Source organism: Oscillibacter sp. CAG:155, from assembly GCA_000436875.1.
Classification (GTDB): domain Bacteria; phylum Bacillota; class Clostridia; order Oscillospirales; family Oscillospiraceae; genus Oscillibacter.
On sequence record FR890932.1, the window covers coordinates 1 to 15575 of the forward strand.

General features: G+C 48.3%; 17 protein-coding genes and 1 pseudogene. 12 read left to right on the plus strand and 6 right to left on the minus strand.

Annotated elements, in window-relative coordinates:
- Positions 1-204: 204 nt before the first annotated feature.
- Entirely contained in the window at positions 205-897 is a 693-nt protein-coding gene (locus tag QZL67_RS07130; protein WP_022290050.1) for a hypothetical protein, read from the minus strand.
- A gap of 736 nt (positions 898-1633) precedes the next feature.
- Between QZL67_RS07130 and QZL67_RS07135 the strand changes: the two genes are divergently transcribed.
- From QZL67_RS07135 to QZL67_RS07180, 10 genes are all read left to right on the plus strand, one after another.
- Positions 1634-1828 carry a hypothetical protein gene (locus QZL67_RS07135; protein ID WP_292920064.1) on the plus strand — a complete coding sequence of 65 codons (195 nt, stop codon included), beginning with the start codon at positions 1634-1636 and terminating at the stop codon, positions 1826-1828.
- Positions 1825-2574: a metallophosphoesterase gene (locus tag QZL67_RS07140; protein WP_022290051.1), complete on the plus strand. Its 750-nt coding sequence runs from the start codon at positions 1825-1827 to the stop codon at positions 2572-2574. The genes QZL67_RS07135 and QZL67_RS07140 overlap by 4 nt, the downstream gene beginning before the upstream one ends.
- Before the next feature lie 94 nt (positions 2575-2668).
- A complete protein-coding gene (locus tag QZL67_RS07145; RefSeq protein WP_022290052.1) occupies positions 2669-2971 on the plus strand; it encodes a DUF1016 N-terminal domain-containing protein in 303 nt (100 codons plus the stop codon).
- A 12-nt stretch (positions 2972-2983) separates the two neighbouring features.
- Entirely contained in the window at positions 2984-3244 is a 261-nt protein-coding gene (locus QZL67_RS07150) for a hypothetical protein (protein ID WP_292920066.1), read from the plus strand.
- A gap of 503 nt (positions 3245-3747) precedes the next feature.
- On the plus strand, positions 3748-4083 hold the full coding sequence (locus QZL67_RS07155) for a hypothetical protein (protein ID WP_022290053.1): 336 nt from the start codon (positions 3748-3750) through the stop codon (positions 4081-4083).
- 52 nt (positions 4084-4135) lie between these two features.
- Positions 4136-5005 carry an ImmA/IrrE family metallo-endopeptidase gene (locus tag QZL67_RS07160; protein ID WP_022290054.1) on the plus strand — a complete coding sequence of 290 codons (870 nt, stop codon included), beginning with the start codon at positions 4136-4138 and terminating at the stop codon, positions 5003-5005.
- Positions 5002-5586: a hypothetical protein gene (locus QZL67_RS07165; protein ID WP_022290055.1), complete on the plus strand. Its 585-nt coding sequence runs from the start codon at positions 5002-5004 to the stop codon at positions 5584-5586. The genes QZL67_RS07160 and QZL67_RS07165 overlap by 4 nt, the downstream gene beginning before the upstream one ends.
- A gap of 511 nt (positions 5587-6097) precedes the next feature.
- The gene (locus tag QZL67_RS07170) at positions 6098-6439 is read left to right on the plus strand and encodes a recombinase family protein (protein ID WP_022290056.1); all 342 of its coding nucleotides are present in this window, start codon (positions 6098-6100) and stop codon (positions 6437-6439) included.
- Between the two features lie 66 nt (positions 6440-6505).
- Positions 6506-7084 carry a KilA-N domain-containing protein gene (locus tag QZL67_RS07175; protein WP_022290057.1) on the plus strand — a complete coding sequence of 193 codons (579 nt, stop codon included), beginning with the start codon at positions 6506-6508 and terminating at the stop codon, positions 7082-7084.
- Between the two features lie 28 nt (positions 7085-7112).
- The gene (locus QZL67_RS07180; protein WP_022290058.1) at positions 7113-7994 is read left to right on the plus strand and encodes a hypothetical protein; all 882 of its coding nucleotides are present in this window, start codon (positions 7113-7115) and stop codon (positions 7992-7994) included.
- Between the two features lie 306 nt (positions 7995-8300).
- Here QZL67_RS07180 and QZL67_RS07185 read toward each other — a convergent pair whose 3' ends face one another.
- Positions 8301-9278, minus strand: coding sequence for a hypothetical protein (locus QZL67_RS07185; protein WP_022290059.1), 978 nt, complete (start codon positions 9276-9278; stop codon positions 8301-8303).
- Between the two features lie 235 nt (positions 9279-9513).
- Positions 9514-10389, minus strand: coding sequence for a LysR family transcriptional regulator (locus QZL67_RS07190; RefSeq protein ID WP_022290060.1), 876 nt, complete (start codon positions 10387-10389; stop codon positions 9514-9516).
- Between the two features lie 157 nt (positions 10390-10546).
- Between QZL67_RS07190 and QZL67_RS07195 the strand changes: the two genes are divergently transcribed.
- The gene (locus tag QZL67_RS07195) at positions 10547-11956 is read left to right on the plus strand and encodes a sodium:alanine symporter family protein (protein WP_022290061.1); all 1410 of its coding nucleotides are present in this window, start codon (positions 10547-10549) and stop codon (positions 11954-11956) included.
- 126 nt (positions 11957-12082) lie between these two features.
- The gene (locus QZL67_RS07200) at positions 12083-12907 is read left to right on the plus strand and encodes an amidohydrolase family protein (protein ID WP_022290062.1); all 825 of its coding nucleotides are present in this window, start codon (positions 12083-12085) and stop codon (positions 12905-12907) included.
- A 78-nt stretch (positions 12908-12985) separates the two neighbouring features.
- On the opposite strand, the gene QZL67_RS07205 is transcribed toward QZL67_RS07200, so the two are convergent.
- The 3 genes and pseudogenes from QZL67_RS07205 to QZL67_RS07215 all read right to left on the minus strand — a co-directional run.
- Positions 12986-14404: a tyrosine-protein phosphatase gene (locus tag QZL67_RS07205; RefSeq protein ID WP_022290063.1), complete on the minus strand. Its 1419-nt coding sequence runs from the start codon at positions 14402-14404 to the stop codon at positions 12986-12988.
- A gap of 213 nt (positions 14405-14617) precedes the next feature.
- Positions 14618-15100 (minus strand): flavodoxin family protein BilS, encoded by a 483-nt coding sequence (gene bilS, locus QZL67_RS07210; protein ID WP_022290064.1) that lies wholly within the window; start codon positions 15098-15100, stop codon positions 14618-14620.
- A pseudogene (locus QZL67_RS07215) lies at positions 15097-15575 on the minus strand (NADH:flavin oxidoreductase); the annotation flags it as partial. The pseudogene QZL67_RS07215 and the gene bilS, both read right to left, overlap by 4 nt.

Below are 15575 nucleotides of genomic sequence, written 5' to 3' on the forward strand. Positions count from 1 at the left end.
GTACATGAACATGAGGCACCTGGAGGTGGCCCTTGAGGACACTTCCTTTGATGGCTGATTTCATTCATCTCAAAGTCTGCAAACCAATTTGCGCAAAACTGTTGACACTACCGCAGACTAAAGTGCAAAAAATAGTACAGTCGGAAAACATTATAAAGGGAGTAGCCAGAATACATGATTCTAACTACTCCCTTTATTCATTATTCAAATGATCGTTTTTTCTATTTCATGGAGTCTAATATCTATATCATGTAGTTCTCTATGAGCGTTTGAGTACAGTTGCATAAGGCTTTTATGCACTTTATCAAAATAATGTATGATTTCCTTTTTGCTTGGATAACAAATATCTATTTCGTATAGATTATCATGTAATTCGCAAAAGTCTTTCGAAAGAGCATATGCATCATAGTTTAAATGTTTTTTGCAATAATTGCGTGGATTGAATGAAAGCAACCTATCAAATGTGCTTTGCAAAATATCCTCATTAACCCAATTAGCATGTGCGCCAACATCGTATATAAAAGCAAACAATTCTTCATCACCATCAAATGAAGCAAATGGTTTTTTCATTAACTTTTGAAAAAAATCATTGTACTCACAAATCATACTGCGGATATGTTCCAGCCAGTTTTTCTTGTTTTCTAACTTTGCAATGTAAAGCTGTTTTACACCAGAGAGCAAACAAATGACCAGTCCTGTAACAAGTCCAGCAAAAATATTTGCAAAAACTGAAGATAAATATTCTTGGGCATTTTTATATAATATGGAAGAAATTGCAAGAGATGCAATAGCCAGCAATATTATTAATATACATATCCAGAAATGGGGAAAACTAAGAATTAAGCTTGATCTGCATTGTATTTTTTTAAGGGAGTTTTTAATCTTATAAATTTTCAAAGTATTTCCACCATCATTTAAAATCTTTTTATTTTACTTTATCACAATTAGGTAGGATACTCAAGGATGTGCATAGAAAATAGTGACCAAGACTTAAAAGCCGCGATCGCTATTTCTTCTTTTGACATCACCGCCACATCCTTACGGCAAAGCCACCTTTGAAAAAATAGGTGTTCGTCTAATGTCCATCTGGTGGAGCTTGCCCGCCGGTGGGCAAGCTCCGGCGGGACCAGAAAGAGCGCCCCCATAGGTCGGTGTAAGTACAGCGGCAAGTATATGCTCAGCAAACTCCTCTTCTGCGGCGAGTGCGGAACTGTTTACCGCCAATGTGTTTGAACACGAAAGGAATACCAGCGAGTGGTGTGGCGATGCATCAGCCGGTTGGCCTACGGGACTAAATACTGCAAGCACTCCGCTATTATCAACGAAGAAATATTGAAGCAAACAATTTTGGCCGCTGTCAACCGAGTGATGGTCAGTCGTGGCGATTTGAAAGACCAGCTGATAAGTGCCTTGAGACAGGAAATGCTTCCCATCTCTGGCGAGGCCTTAAGCATTTCTGATATCGATCGGGCTTTGGAGGATCTGTCAAGCCGGTCCGATCAGTTGTTGAGAAGAACTGCAATCTCTAGATGGTTCGGAAAATGCGGAGCAATTCCGCCGCATCTCCACTGCCATGACAGAATTGAGGGGGCGCAGGACACAGGAGGAGAAGCTCCACCGGGAAAATAAGCAGGTGTGCCGCCGAACCAAAGCTGCAGAAGCAGTACTAACTGGTGTTGCGGCAGAGATTACAGAGTGGAAAGAGGATCTCTATCAGCCGCTGGAAAAGGTGACGGTGCTGGATGAAGCCAGGATTAAAGTGACATTCCACAGCGGCGTGGAGATCGAGCAGACATTGGAAAAAGGCGAAAGGAGTGTAACGGCATGAGTGTCTATGCCACGGGAGACTGCCACGAGACCTTCCGCCGGTTTGGCCGCAAATACTTCCCGGAACAAACCAATATGACCCGTAACGATTGTGATATCATCTGTGGTGACTTCGGGGTCCTCTGGGAGAGTCCTGAGAAGGAAAACTATTGGCTGGATTGGCTGAATGGTAAGCCCTGGACGACCCTCTGGGTGGATGGAAACCATGAAAACTACACACTGCTTTCTGGATTTTCGCTTGAGATGTGGCATGGAGAAATGGTGCATCGGGTACGGTCCAACATCTTGCACCTCATGCGTGGGCAGGTGTTTGAGCTTCAAGGATATACCTCCTTCACCCTGGGCGGGGCCAAGAGCCATGATGTGGAGGATGGAATCCTGGAACCAAAGGCACCGGACTTTGAAACCCGGCTCATGATGCGCCAGATCCTAGGGCGGCGACGGTATCAAGAGCTGGGATATACCTGCTGGCCGGAGGAACTGCCTTCGGAGGAGGAGTACACCAGAGTCCGACATAGTCTTGAAGAACATGACTGGGCGGTAGACTACATCATAACCCACTGTGCCCCAACAAATCTGGCTATGGCTATTAACTGTCACAATGAGGCAAACCCCTTTACGGATTTTCTCCAAGAGATCCGGGAAAAAGCCCGGTATCATTATTGGCTGTTTGGGCACAGCCATCGCAATCAGGCAATTGACAATAAGCATATCCTGCTCTGGGAACAGATTGTGCAGGTCATATAGAGTCACGGCAAAGAGGAGTGCGGCAGAGTTATGCCGTATTTCTCTTTGCCGTGATCTGCAGAATAAGGCGCTTCGCGCCGGAAAGGAGAAGTCCATGAATATCCGAAAGCCTGTTGTTTACAGTGCGATGTACACTGGTTTGGATCAGGTGATGCAAAGAAAACTGCCGCAGTTGGAGCTGTATCTCGAAATCGGGAAATTGGTCAGCGTCAGAACAGAAAAAGGAGCGGAAGTGGCGGCAGCGGAGTATCTTGCGGCCAAGCATTCCAACAACTCTGGATTTTCACCTCGGAATCTTTTCCGGATGCGGGACTTTTTCTGTACCTATGAAACCGCATCTAACATTCGACACGAAGCTCTCATGATTGGGTGGACTCAGAACGTGGTCATCCTGTAGGCGGACCTGTCCATGGATCAGCGGCATTGGTATATTCGGCCTACTTCGCAGTGTGGCTGGTCTAAGGCAGAGCTGTTGCGGCAAATCAGTGATTTCGCATATGAGAAGATTGATCTCTGTAGTACACTTGACATGGGACATGATGAAAATGAAAAGGGGGAGTTATGCTACACTGGAAAATCAAGTGAATACCTGACTACACTTGAACGAGTGATACCGGAGAAAAGAGCAGCACAACACGGCGTTGTCACGCAAATCAATGTGCTGATCTGATCTTTTCCAATGCCTAGATCTGATAGATAAACTTGATTCAGGTTTATTTCCGGTATGGAAATCAGTCTGTGTAAAAACGCTTCATGGGTGGATCATCAGAAGATTGCATCCTTGGCCGTTACATCCATACACAGAACTGGACAAACAGTTGATAGCCTAGACCGAAATGATTTAGAGGTTAGTTTGCTTTCGATAATGGAGTTGTTGCATAGCAGGATGCAACTTTCTTTCAATAATCATGATTTATTAGAGACGGATAAGTGTACTTATACTTCATAATGAGATTTGGGGTTTAACATGTTCTTATTTTGTGGTGCTTATCATAAGGATATCAAGATGTTGTTATTGAACATGAATTAACTCGGAGATGTTGCGATTGACAGACATTAATGATTGAATTATAATAATTTTAGAAAAATATTTGACTTCTCGTTTAAAATGTAGTATCATATTACGATTTCTTACATACTATATTGTAAACGGTCAGAAAAGGAGGAATGGGTATGCAGAGTGCTCGCATGTTTGGAAATTATGTGAGCTTCCTAGCTGAAAAGAACCGCCTGTCTAACTCTGATCTGGGCCGTGTCCTTGACTGTTCTGATTTTCAGGTAGAATCCTTGCTAAAAGGTCGGGCATACGCATCTTTTGGGCAAGTGTCAAGATTGGCAGAGTTATTCCATACTACAGTTGAAAAGTTGCTGGCGGGAGATCCCAAACATTACAACGCAACTGTTGTTCACTGTATGAACGATTTTCAGGACCCAGAAAATCGCGAAAAGATTCTAGATTTTATTGATGACTATGTAGATGTGGTCAACGCAGTTGATATGCATCAGTAGATATAGAAAGGCATGGTTTTTACCATGCCCTTTTTATTAAGGAGCGAAGGGTATGAATGACTTTTCTGTTTTGCCGAATCAGGTGGAGACGTGCGTCCAGCAGCTGATCGCGCAAAAATTTCAGGAAGATAATCTATACAGCATCTTCCCGAACCGCCTCTTAAGAGAAGACGTGCTTGACCTTCTTGACAGATACTGTACCGTCGTGTACTATCCGTTGGAAAATGAAGAAAACAATGGGTTTCGTGTAAAGGACATTCCCTTTGCCAAAGGCACCTGTCATGATTTTGTTTTTATTAATACAGCCCAAACGTTGGAGAAGCAGGCTTTCACTGCAGCTCATGAGTTAGGCCATATTTGGAATGTGGACCGTTTTGTGATTGAGCATTGTGAGATAGCTCCTGAATTCGCAGAGCCAATTATTAATCGTTTTGCGGCTGTGTTGCTTATGCCAAGAGAGGAATTCAAGGCGGCGGTCCGTTTACAGTTAGGTGAATACATTACTTCTGAGAAAAGATCTATCACTTATATAAATCTGATAAAAATTATTGTCCATTTGATGAATCAATTCTTTGCGCCTCTCAAGGCTGTTTCACTTCGTTTGGTTGAAACAGGATTCTTAAAGCAGAACACGGTCGAGACTTTATTCAATGGTGAGGTTATTCCCACGGAGTTCCTTTCGAAATTAGTAAAAAGTTTCATCAACGAATTTGGCTATGTCAAGTTAAAGAATCCCTCTAACAAAAAGTGGATTGAGGGGCTTGCCGAAAACCTGGACATTGCTGAAAAAAGGCATTTAATTTCTGAACAAAAGATTAATTTGATGAGAGAAAGATTTGATCTTCCTACTGCACCGGAGGTATCACCTGAGATGAATCATTCTTTCTCTATTGACTCGCAAGAAGGGCTTGATTCACAATGATACTTGATGGTAATACTGCCGTCATCGACAATGATTTTACAGGGCATTTAGCTGAGGCGCATTTGACTGATGAGATCCTAGCAGAACGTTTGAATACCATCTTTTCTGAACTAGGTCTTTCTATTGTAATGCACCCACTTGTCTACGAACATGAGTTGTTGAAAGATGCGCCTCGAATTGCCATGCTGTTTGATCGGAACATACTCAATAAGGCTGAATTCGTAGATATTCATCAAAATGATCCTGGGAAAAAGGCCTACTACACCTTTTTGATGACAAACCTTTATCGAGATCTAAGGGGGGAAGACCTTCCACTATCGGGAGAGAAGATATTTACTGGATGGAAGAAAGGGGCTAGTTTAGGAGAGGTCCACTCAGTAGTTATGTGTTTGATCTGCGGCTGCGGCATCTTCCTGTCTGATGACGGAGATTCAAAAGTGCTACAAAATCTCATCAAAGATAAAGCTCTTGGGAATGTCAACGTATATAACCGCAGGGAACTTGTTGATGTACATCTGGAGCAGGGTAAAACCAAGATTCCACGAAAGGAACGACAGTCCTTGGCTCATTCTAGGTCATGAGTGATTCTGGGTTTTGAAAATTTTTATCTAATGTGGGAAGTGCTTTACCTAGAAGATTTTGTGTCATATAATGCTTCAATTAATTGAGTGTTAATGGAGCGTGTTGGCCGTTTGGCCGGGGCGTGGCCCACCCATGGCGCACTAGCGGTATTGTTCCTGTCAAATAGGATACTTCAGCAGACTGACGGAGTTCACTAAAAAGATTTTGGTGAAAGGAAGAACTATTATTAAGCGGGTATATAATTGCGGCCATGCGGTTTGAAGAACCTTGCTGTGCACCGCCCATTTTCGGACGGAGGTTCAGATTGTATCAGCATCACAAAGTAGACAAAACCTGCGTATAACCATAGTTATACGCAGGTTTTGCTTTTTCTCGTCAGTTTGCACCAGAAACACCACTGTTGATTGGTGATTACTCCATAAATATTGTTTTGTAACGCAGGTTTGGGCGGAGAAAGCTCCGTTTCTAAACCTGCGTATATTATTGTTTTAGCAAAGGAGATATGTAAACATGCGTATTCCCTATGGTTATCAACTGGAAAGCAATAACTTTATCATCTGCCAAGAGAAAGCGGAAGTCGTCCGCATGATTTTTGACTGCTATCTTTCCGGAGCCAGCCTCGGCAAAGTTGCAGACATGCTTTCTGAGAGAAGGATTCCTTCCCCTACCGGAAAAGAACGCTGGACAAGAGCAGCAATCGATAAGCTCTTGTCCAATGCGAAGTATATCCCAATCGTTGGAACTAAAATCTATATGGATGTCCAATTTGAAAAGAGTCGCAGATGTAATATCGACTACGACAAAGCCGGCAACCCCAGAAAAGCTACTCGGTATCAATCTCCGGCACTATGATCTTGTAGAGCTCTATCTAACCATCTCCTTCTGTGTTATACTGAAACAAAAAGCGGAGGATGCAGTATGACAGAGAAAGAACTCAGCGAACTGTATACGCGGCTTGCACTTCAATTTGATTCTGTGCTGGGGACGCTCGTTTCAAAGAACTTGGTTTTCCCGGATTTTGTACCCGGGATCAGAAAAGACTTTTACGATTCTCTCAACGAAGAAAAGAGAAAAGACTTTGAAAGAATCTTTACCTACACCGAAATCATAAGGCGCTACATAAGAGCGAATGCAGATAACGGCCCGATATCGCTGACTCAACTGGCCAAAGAGTATTCTGAAGAATCTCCTGGGTATGTGATCCAAAGCTGGATGCGCAGCAGAAATACATTAGAGTTCTTACGCCAGTGGGAAATGGCAGAAAATCCGGATTTCGATGATGCTGCGTGTAAAGAGCTAATGCAGCAGGCACGATCCTCGTCCCTGACAATCACGCCAAGCCTCTGGGTGAAAAGGACACAAGCAATAGGGATGACAGTAAAGCAAGGCAAAGGTGGCGGCGTAACCGCACACTCAGAAATTGCCTTGGACTTTCACCTTTGGTTGGATCCAGCAATGCGGGTGACGATGGTGAGGCTAATTGGTCAAAAGCGATAAGGAGCTTAGATAGTAAGGAGAATCACAGTTGAAAGTCTCGGAATATACAGATTACATGTGTAAAGTTTTATCTCGGAGCGGTTTCTCTTCGGACGAAATAAATTTTCGCATAGGGAGATTAAAACATGCTGAGCATATGCCTGGATCACAGATCAGTATTATAAGCGATACATATTATTCACTGGCGCATGAAATTAAAGCACTACCATTTTTGAATAGCTTTGGAGAAATTCGTGTTGCAGATGATAGTCATCACCAGGCCGGATGCGACTACATTTTGAACAAAAGATACCAGATTGAATGTGTTTGTAGTACTGCTGGAAATGCAGATACAAATGGGTTAGCTAAGTTTTGCGTTTATAATACTTTAGGTAAACTTATCGACTATGGCAAAAAAGAGATTCTCCTTTATAGCAGGCTTACAAGTTCACTCCGAGATAAGAAAGAATTTTACCAAAAACACATAGCTGCGGGAACAATGTCCGCCAACCTTCCCTACATAATTTTCTTAGGCCTTGGTTCATTATCTCAAGAGATGATTATAAATCCAGAAATGAACGGAATTGAATTTACAGGTGTGCTACTTGGAAAAGGCAATCCAACCATTACCATTAATTCTAAAACGCAAGAAATAATAGGTCAAGGATATGCTTTTCAACCTCGTATTGAAAAATGGAATCACCAAATAATTGACAGTGCGATTTTTTGCAATCCGGAATATACTGGAATATCGGGAATTTTATTTAGTAGTGCAGATTTATACGAAGAATACACCAACAAAAATACTTGGCTTTTCATAAATCCTTATGCAATTAACAAAATTATTAAAAAAGACTTTCGAAATATTACCTATTGGGCAGCAGACAAGGACATGATGTATAGAGCATATCGGAATGGCAGAAGGCAATGATAACGTTTTGCATTGCAAAGGCATATTTTAGGTTTGTGGTCTATAGAGATGTAAAGTTTCGAAATATTACTGGCATCTATAGTGTTGCGATTAGCCACAAGAGAGCCATACGAACCCACGCGGTTCGTATGGCTCTCTTTTACTCCACCATAATAGCAAAACGGTATAGATGCCACTGGCGAAAAGCCAGCAGTATCTATGCCGTTTCATTTTTAACCTTGGATTTTTCAAGAGCAACACCGTACAGAGAAAGCAGAAACAAAACACATATGCCCCTTCACAGTTGTCTTCTATGTCTATTACATATTATACATTTACCGTTTTTAACTTCTTAATATCTGCTAGTTTTTTGGCTTGTTCTGTATAAATGTCAGCAATTGTAATATCTCTTCCCCTTTCTATACTACACTTCGCAATCTTCATGAAATTTTTTGTATTCTGATTCTTCATGCGCATATACCCGGAGAATGATTTCGGACACATATCAGGAAGATTGATTGCGAGCCATTCATAATCAGATTTATTTCTTGCAGATACTATAGCTTCTCCCGTGGATAATTCGGCCATATCAATTTCCTCTTTGTATCTGTTAATTGGTTCAATTCTATGTTTAATACCAAATAGGAAATTTTTAATTTTAAATTTAATACCTCTCTTAATTCCCCATTTCTTTTCGTGGCCTTTTTGGTGCATCTTTCCTTGGTGCTCTATAAGCGCCCGATATTGCTTTCCTGACATTTTATACATTTCGGACTGCTTTATATTTTCGAGAAGTTGCAAAGAAGTATCAAAACTTCCCATACAATTCAACATATTGATTAGTCCAACAGCATAATGACTTTTTTCTGGGTGTTGATAGTATAACTTTTCATATAAAGTGGCTGCTTTTTGATACATACGCTCTCCTTGGTATGCTTTTGCAAGTTCTGATGTAAGATATTCTCTATACCACACAGGGTCATTTGTCCACTCAAATTGTGCAGTGGCCAATAGATCTGGCAAATAATATATTACCTGCTGTCTGCATGAAGCTCCTGCATAACGATAGCAAGTAATCTTTAAATCGGCATCTTGATCTGTTAAAGGCTTTATCCTATTTCCAGCAATAGTAAGCAAATATATTCTAACGCTATAATTCCTTCCATTTTTTGCAGCGCACTCCCCCTCTAATTTTTTGCATTCCATTTCAAATCTTTGATCGAGAGAGTGTAAAGCGCCAACTCTTCCTCCATATTTCGCGAGGACATACTGTGCAAATGCTATATCATCAGAATAAGAATACATATTGTTGTCCACCTATTACATATTTTGCTTGCCTTATGTCAAAAAAATATATAACATGTCACTTTTATAGTATCATCCACAACCCAAATTTACAATGATAAAGATAGACACCATCTTTCGAATGATTGGAAACGGCAAAGCTGTCCTTGCACCGAAGTTTGGCCTGTAGCTGAAACGCTTGCGTGGCGAAAATGAGATTCCCGGCCGAGGCTACCCTCAGCCGGGAATCTTGCGTTCAAAAATCCGCACAGTAATCCATCACGGCCTGCAGCTGTGGAGAGATCCACTTGTCCCGGTGGCAGAACAGCTGTTTCCAGACTTTGATTTCAAAGTCCGCTACCGGGAGGCGGACCAGCTGTCCGGCTGCCACGGCGGCATCCGTTGCGTAATCCGGGAGAAAGGAGCAGCCAGCCCCCTGGGATACCAGTTGGCAGAGCAGCTCCGTATCACTGGTTTCCAGCAGCGGCTGAATTTCCAGGGAGCGGGCCGCCAGGCCCTCGTCCATCAGCCGCCGGTAGCTCATGCCCTTTTCCGTCAGCAAAAACGGATAATCCATCAGTTCCCTCACAGACAAAGCGCTTTTGCGGCACAGGGGACACTCCGGCGGCGCCACAAAATGGGTATCAATTTGTGTCTCCCGGATCAGGCGGTACTCTGTGTTGTAAATATGGCTGTCCAGCGTCAAAACCAGGTCCACCTCATTGTGCCGCAGGAGCCGGAAGAGAGACTCCGTCCCAGCGGTAACGATCTTCAGACTGATTCCGGGATAGAGGGCCCAGAACCCCCGGAAGGTACGGCCCAGGCGGCTGCACAGTGAGTCCGCCGTGGCCAGGCGGACATGGCCGGTGATCTCTTCTTTTGCATGCAGGTCCTCCGTCAGATCCTGGGTCAGTTTATCCATCTGGTAGGCGTAGCGCAGAACCTCCCGGCCCTGGTCCGTCAGCTTCATGGCATGCCGGGTGCGCTCAAACAGGTGGGCACCCAGCTCCCGCTCCAGCTGCTTGATCTGAAAGGATACCGTGGATTGAGAGAATCCAAGCTGCTCTGCGGCCCGGGTGAAACTGGCCAGCTCCGCCACGGAGATAAAAGTTTTTAAATTCCGGAGATCCATGACAACGGTCCTTTTTAAATCGAAATTTTAGATAATCTGGATTGAAATTATCTATTTTACAAATGAATAACCCTATTATATACTGGAAAACAAGAAAATCAACCCCGCTTCTGTGTACCGGACCAGGCGGGTACACAGAGAAAGGGAGACACATCCAATGGAACTGATTATCCAGCTCATCTCTACGGTTTATAATTTTTTGTGGGGAGATCTGTTCACCATTCCCCTGCCGGGCGGCGGCTCGGCGGGGATCTCTTTACTGGTGCTGCTGCTGATTCCCACCGGCATTTACTTTACCATCCGAACCCGGGTGCTGCCCGTCCGCATGTTCCCGGAAATGCTGCGGCTGACTGTGGAAAAGCGCACCGGAGAGCGGGGACACGCCATCTCCGGCCTTCAGACCCTGATCGTCTCCACGGCCACCCGAGTGGGTATGGGAAATCTGGTGGGCGTTGTGGCGGCCATCTCTGCCGGCGGCGCAGGCGCGGTGTTCTGGATGTGGGTCTCGGCACTGCTGGGGTCCTCCACGGCATTTGTGGAGGCGACGCTGGCTCAGCTTTATAAGGAGAAGGACCCGCTGTACGGCGGGTATCGGGGCGGCCCCGCATATTATATCCACGCGTTTGTCCAGCGAAAGCTGGGCGGGAAGAAGCGGCGCTATTCCCTGGTGGCGGTGCTTTTTGCCATCTCGGGCCTCATTTGCTGGTGCGGTATCAGCCAAGTCATCAGCAATTCCGTCTCCAGCGCCTTTGAAAACGCCTTCCAGGTGCCGCCGCTGTACTCCACGCTGCTGCTGGTTCTCCTGGCGGCGGTGATCGTGCTGCGGAAAAATGCCACGGTCAAGGTGCTGGATGTGCTGGTGCCTGTGATGGCGGGATGCTATTTCCTCATTACGGTGGTGCTGCTGGTGAAAAACGCGGCACTGCTGCCCTCTGTGTTCCAGCGGATTTTTGAGGAGGCCTTCGGCATTCGTCAGGCAGTGGCGGGCGGTTTTGGCGCCGTACTGATGAACGGTGTGAAGCGGGGGTTGTTTTCCAACGAGGCGGGGTCTGGTTCCGCTCCCTGCGCTGCGGCTGCGGCGGATGTGAGCCATCCGGCCAAGGCGGGACTGCTGCAGGCGCTGGGCGTGTTCATTGATACCATTGTCATCTGCAGCTGCACGGCGCTGATTATGCTGGTGACGCCGGAGAAAAACATCGCGGGGCTGCAGGGCATGGATCTGCTGCAGGCGTCCATGCAGTATCACCTGGGGCAGTTCGGCGTGGTGTTCATTGCTCTGGTTCTGTGGCTGTTCAGCTTTTCCACGTTTATCGGCATTTTGTTCTACGCCCGATCCAACGTGGCATATCTGTTTGGAGACAACTGGGTCTCGCAGACGGGCTATAAGGTGCTGGCGCTGGTGATGCTCTTTATCGGCGGCATGGCGACCTATACGTTCGTGTGGGACCTGGGGGACGTGGGCATCGGATTGATGACCATTTTCAACATCGCGGTGATCCTCCCCATGTCCAAAGAGGCACTGGGATGCCTGCGGGAGTATGAGGGGCGCCTGCGGGAGCGGCGCTGATGCATCAAAAAAAGCAGCCTTTGGGCTGCTTTTTTTTGATACGCTTGCTCTGACGGATGAAACAGTGCTATAATAAAAAACTGGCCGCCAGAGCTGGAGCGTACCTTGCAAAAGGAGAGAACTATTATGAAGATCATTGACGCCCATCTGCATCTTTTTCCGGAGAATAAGGCATGGGCGGAGGAGATGGCCCGGAACGTGGGCCATCATAACAGCGCGGAGCATCTGCGCCAGGCATACCGGGAGCTGGGGATCGTCCATGGAGTGGTCATGGGCAACCACAGCCTCAAAACAGGAGAACAGCCCGGCCCCGGAGATTTGTTCCATTACTGCGCGGGGCTGGACGGTTCGCTGATGGACGACAGCGGGCGGCCGCTGCCGGATCTGGTGGAGCGGGTGGAGGAGCATCTGCAGCGGGAACGCTGCTGCGGGATCAAGCTCTACCCGGGATATAACCGGATCGCTCTGACAGACCCCATCTATGAGCCGCTCTACGCGCTGGCGGCACAGTACAAAAAGCCGGTGGCGGTGCATATGGGACTTACTGCCCATCCCCGGGCCTATCTCAAATACTGCCATCCGTTGGCGCTGGATGAAGCGGCAGCGGACCATCCGGACACCCATTTTGTCATGTGTCACTTTGGCAATCCCTTTCTGGATGCCGCGGCGGCAGTGGTGGAGAAAAACCCCAATGTGTCCGCGGACCTCTCCGGCCTGTTGGAGGGGCCGGTGGACCTGGAGGACTATTTCAGCCGTCAGGCGGGGTACCTCTCTTTGCTGCGCACATGGCTGACGGCCATTGACCGCTGGGACGATCTGCTCTTTGGAACGGACTGGCCGATCGTCAACCTGGGTACCTATGTGGCGTTTATCCGCCGCCTGATCCCGGAAGAGCACTGGGAGCAGGTGTTTTTTCAAAACGCCAACCGGGTCTATGGATTGGGCCTGTAAGTGGACAGAAAAAGACACCAAGACCAAAAGCGAGACCGCCCTTTCCGGCGGTCTCGCTTTGCATGTTCAGGAAACGGCTCAGGCGGCCGGGACAGTGAGGACCTGACCGATCTGAATCTGGTTGGGATCACGGATGATGGTGCGGTTGGCCTCGTAAAGCTCCGGCCAGCGGGTGCCGGTGCCGTAGAGCTTCTGGGCGATGTTCCAGAGGCAATCGCCGGCGGCGACGGTGTAGGTGGCCTGTGCCGGCGTCTGAGCGGAGGGTTCCTCCGCAGGTGTCTGGACCGGGGGCTCGGCAGGGGATTCCTCCGCGGGGAGGCTGTAATTCTTGGCCAAGTTTGCCCGCAGGGAATCCAGCTCCGCCTGGCTCAGACCGGCGCTGAGCATGTAGTTGGAGGCCGCGGCCGCAAGATCCACCTTGGAGAGATCCGTTCCCTCCGTGGCTCCGGTGATGGCAGTGAGGATGGAGACGATGTTGCTGTTTTTCACTGCCTCATACTGTTCGCTCCCTGCTTTCAGATGGTAGTAGTTCACATACGAGGTCATGTAATCCGTCACAACTTCCTCGTAGGTGGCGCCCATCAGGCATTCCAGCAGGGCGGAGGCAAATCCGGCCCGGTCCTTGCCCTCGTTGCAGTGGACCAGGTAGGGCCCTTCGTGTTCCGCCAGAAAACGCAGTCCATCAGCCAGGCCCGCCTTGAAGTCCGCGGCGCTGAAGTCCACACCCAGGTTCAGCGCCTTGACCTTTCCAGCTTCAAACAGGGACTGGTAATAGGGGGAGTTGAAGCCGTCTGCGGCGATGTAACCCTCGATCAGCGCATCGGAGTCGGCCAGATTCATGACGGTCTGGATGCCGTTGGCCTTGGCCAATGCATCTGCGTAAGCGGCCCGGCCCAGCTCGTTATTCATGGGGCTGCTGCTGCGGAAGAGTGCGTTTTCTCCCAGTTCTCCCACTGCTACATTGCGGAAGTTGGCAAATACCGCGTCGGAGGAATAGTCCGCCCGGTTATCGGTGCGGGTGAGCTGGTGGATGAGATACTGGTCGTGGTAGCCGCCGGGCTCCTTCATGGAGAGGGTGACGGTGATATCCTCTAGGGATTTCCCCGCAGGGAACACCCAGGTATAGGAGCCGTCCGCGGCGGTGGTTTTCGTGGCAAGACCGCTGGCAGTGGCAAAATCCCCCATATTGATGGCGGCGATCAGCACGCCTTCGCTGTCCCGCAGCACCAGGGCGCCAGTGTCTACGTCGGAGTAGTTGGTGCAAAGCGGCATTTCGTATTCGATTCCATCCACGGTGATCTGCAGCAAATCGCCGTAGGTGTAGCCGCCTTTCTCCACCTCTGCCGGGTCAATGTCCAGAACCAGATTGCCATACTTTTGAATTTCCTGCACGCCGCCTTCCAGAACCGGATAGGAGGCCTCCTCTGCCGCCGAAACCGGCAGCGTCAGGCTGAGGACCAACGCCAGGGCCAGGAACAGGGAACCGATCTTTTTCATACACATTCCTCCTGTCAGAATTTCCCGGATTTTGCTGGGAGTCCTTACTATGAAGTATAGCACAGGCGGCATTTTCTGACCAGATACTTTTCCGGCTTTTCCCAGTTCGGGAGACACAAAGCGGGCAAGAAAAGGCAGAGGGGACATCCACAAGGATGCCCCCTCTGCCTTTGAGCGCTGAGCAAGCGCGGCGAAGTTCGGCAGAGCGGCCGCTTACACCGTCACAGCTGCCCGGAGTTTTGCAAGATCCTCCTCATCCGGATGGGAGAGGGCACGGTCGAAATTCTCCAGCATGAGGGTGCGCCGGGGACTGTCCTCCATGGCTTCGTAGCGGTCCCGCACGGCCTGCGGCATCTTTCCCTGGCACATGTAGGTTCCGGTCACCTGGACCTCTGCGACCAGATTTTCCCGTACCCGGCCCAAAATCTGCTCGAAATAGGCAGGGGATCCGCCGAATCCGGCGGTACCAAACAGGAATACCCGCTGATTGGTTAGTTCCTTCAAAAATGCGGCGATGGACGTGTCACAGGTCCCTTTGTCGGTCCAGAAGCCTACGTAAAGGGTGTCCGCTGCCAGGGCTCCGGGGTCGGGAGCGCCGAAGTAGACACACTCCCCCTGCGGCAGTGTCTCCCGGATGGCCTGAGCCAGCAGGGCGGTGTTGCCTGTACGGCTGCTGAAAACAATGGCGTAACTCATGTGATTTCCTTCCTTTCATAGATGCAGTGAACGCCCCGGTGGGCCATCATGCCGCCCAGGCACTCCTTGTTGCAGCGGACGCAGCGGTGGATTTCTTTCACACGGCCCTCCTGGATTTTCCGGGGCCAGTCCGGGTCAGCGGTGAGCTGGCGGCTCATGGCGGCGCAGTCGATGCGCCCGGAGCGCAGCTGTTCCTCTACAAAGTCCGGGTCGGTGAGCCCGCCCACACCGCAGATGGGGAGCTTTGTAAGGGCACGCACCTGATCGCAGAATTTCAAAAAGCAGCCTTCACCGCCGAATTCCGGATGGTTTCTGGGGGGGATTGTGTCGCTGAGCTCACTGTGATTGGCCAGCGTTACATGGAAACTGGTGACCCCCGCTTGCTCCAGCAGCGGCACAAAGACCGGCAGTTCCGACTCCAGCACACCGGCGTTTCCGTAGTGGGGATCTTCCTGCCGTACGGCCAGCTTGTAAT

Excerpts from the sequence above, each read along its gene's own strand:
- QZL67_RS07195 (WP_022290061.1), top strand. The coding sequence starts at position 10,547 with ATGGAACTGATTATCCAGCTCATCTCTACGGTTTATAATTTTTTGTGG.
- QZL67_RS07190 (WP_022290060.1), bottom strand. The coding sequence starts at position 10,389 with ATGGATCTCCGGAATTTAAAAACTTTTATCTCCGTGGCGGAGCTGGCC.
- QZL67_RS07185 (WP_022290059.1), bottom strand. The coding sequence starts at position 9,278 with ATGTATTCTTATTCTGATGATATAGCATTTGCACAGTATGTCCTCGCG.
- QZL67_RS07165 (WP_022290055.1), top strand. The coding sequence starts at position 5,002 with ATGATACTTGATGGTAATACTGCCGTCATCGACAATGATTTTACAGGG.
- QZL67_RS07145 (WP_022290052.1), top strand. The coding sequence starts at position 2,669 with ATGAATATCCGAAAGCCTGTTGTTTACAGTGCGATGTACACTGGTTTG.
- QZL67_RS07175 (WP_022290057.1), top strand. The coding sequence starts at position 6,506 with ATGACAGAGAAAGAACTCAGCGAACTGTATACGCGGCTTGCACTTCAA.
- QZL67_RS07160 (WP_022290054.1), top strand. The coding sequence starts at position 4,136 with ATGAATGACTTTTCTGTTTTGCCGAATCAGGTGGAGACGTGCGTCCAG.
- QZL67_RS07200 (WP_022290062.1), top strand. The coding sequence starts at position 12,083 with ATGAAGATCATTGACGCCCATCTGCATCTTTTTCCGGAGAATAAGGCA.
- QZL67_RS07140 (WP_022290051.1), top strand. The coding sequence starts at position 1,825 with ATGAGTGTCTATGCCACGGGAGACTGCCACGAGACCTTCCGCCGGTTT.
- bilS (WP_022290064.1), bottom strand. The coding sequence starts at position 15,100 with ATGAGTTACGCCATTGTTTTCAGCAGCCGTACAGGCAACACCGCCCTG.
- QZL67_RS07205 (WP_022290063.1), bottom strand. The coding sequence starts at position 14,404 with ATGAAAAAGATCGGTTCCCTGTTCCTGGCCCTGGCGTTGGTCCTCAGC.
- QZL67_RS07155 (WP_022290053.1), top strand. The coding sequence starts at position 3,748 with ATGCAGAGTGCTCGCATGTTTGGAAATTATGTGAGCTTCCTAGCTGAA.
- QZL67_RS07170 (WP_022290056.1), top strand. The coding sequence starts at position 6,098 with ATGCGTATTCCCTATGGTTATCAACTGGAAAGCAATAACTTTATCATC.
- QZL67_RS07150 (WP_292920066.1), top strand. The coding sequence starts at position 2,984 with ATGGATCAGCGGCATTGGTATATTCGGCCTACTTCGCAGTGTGGCTGG.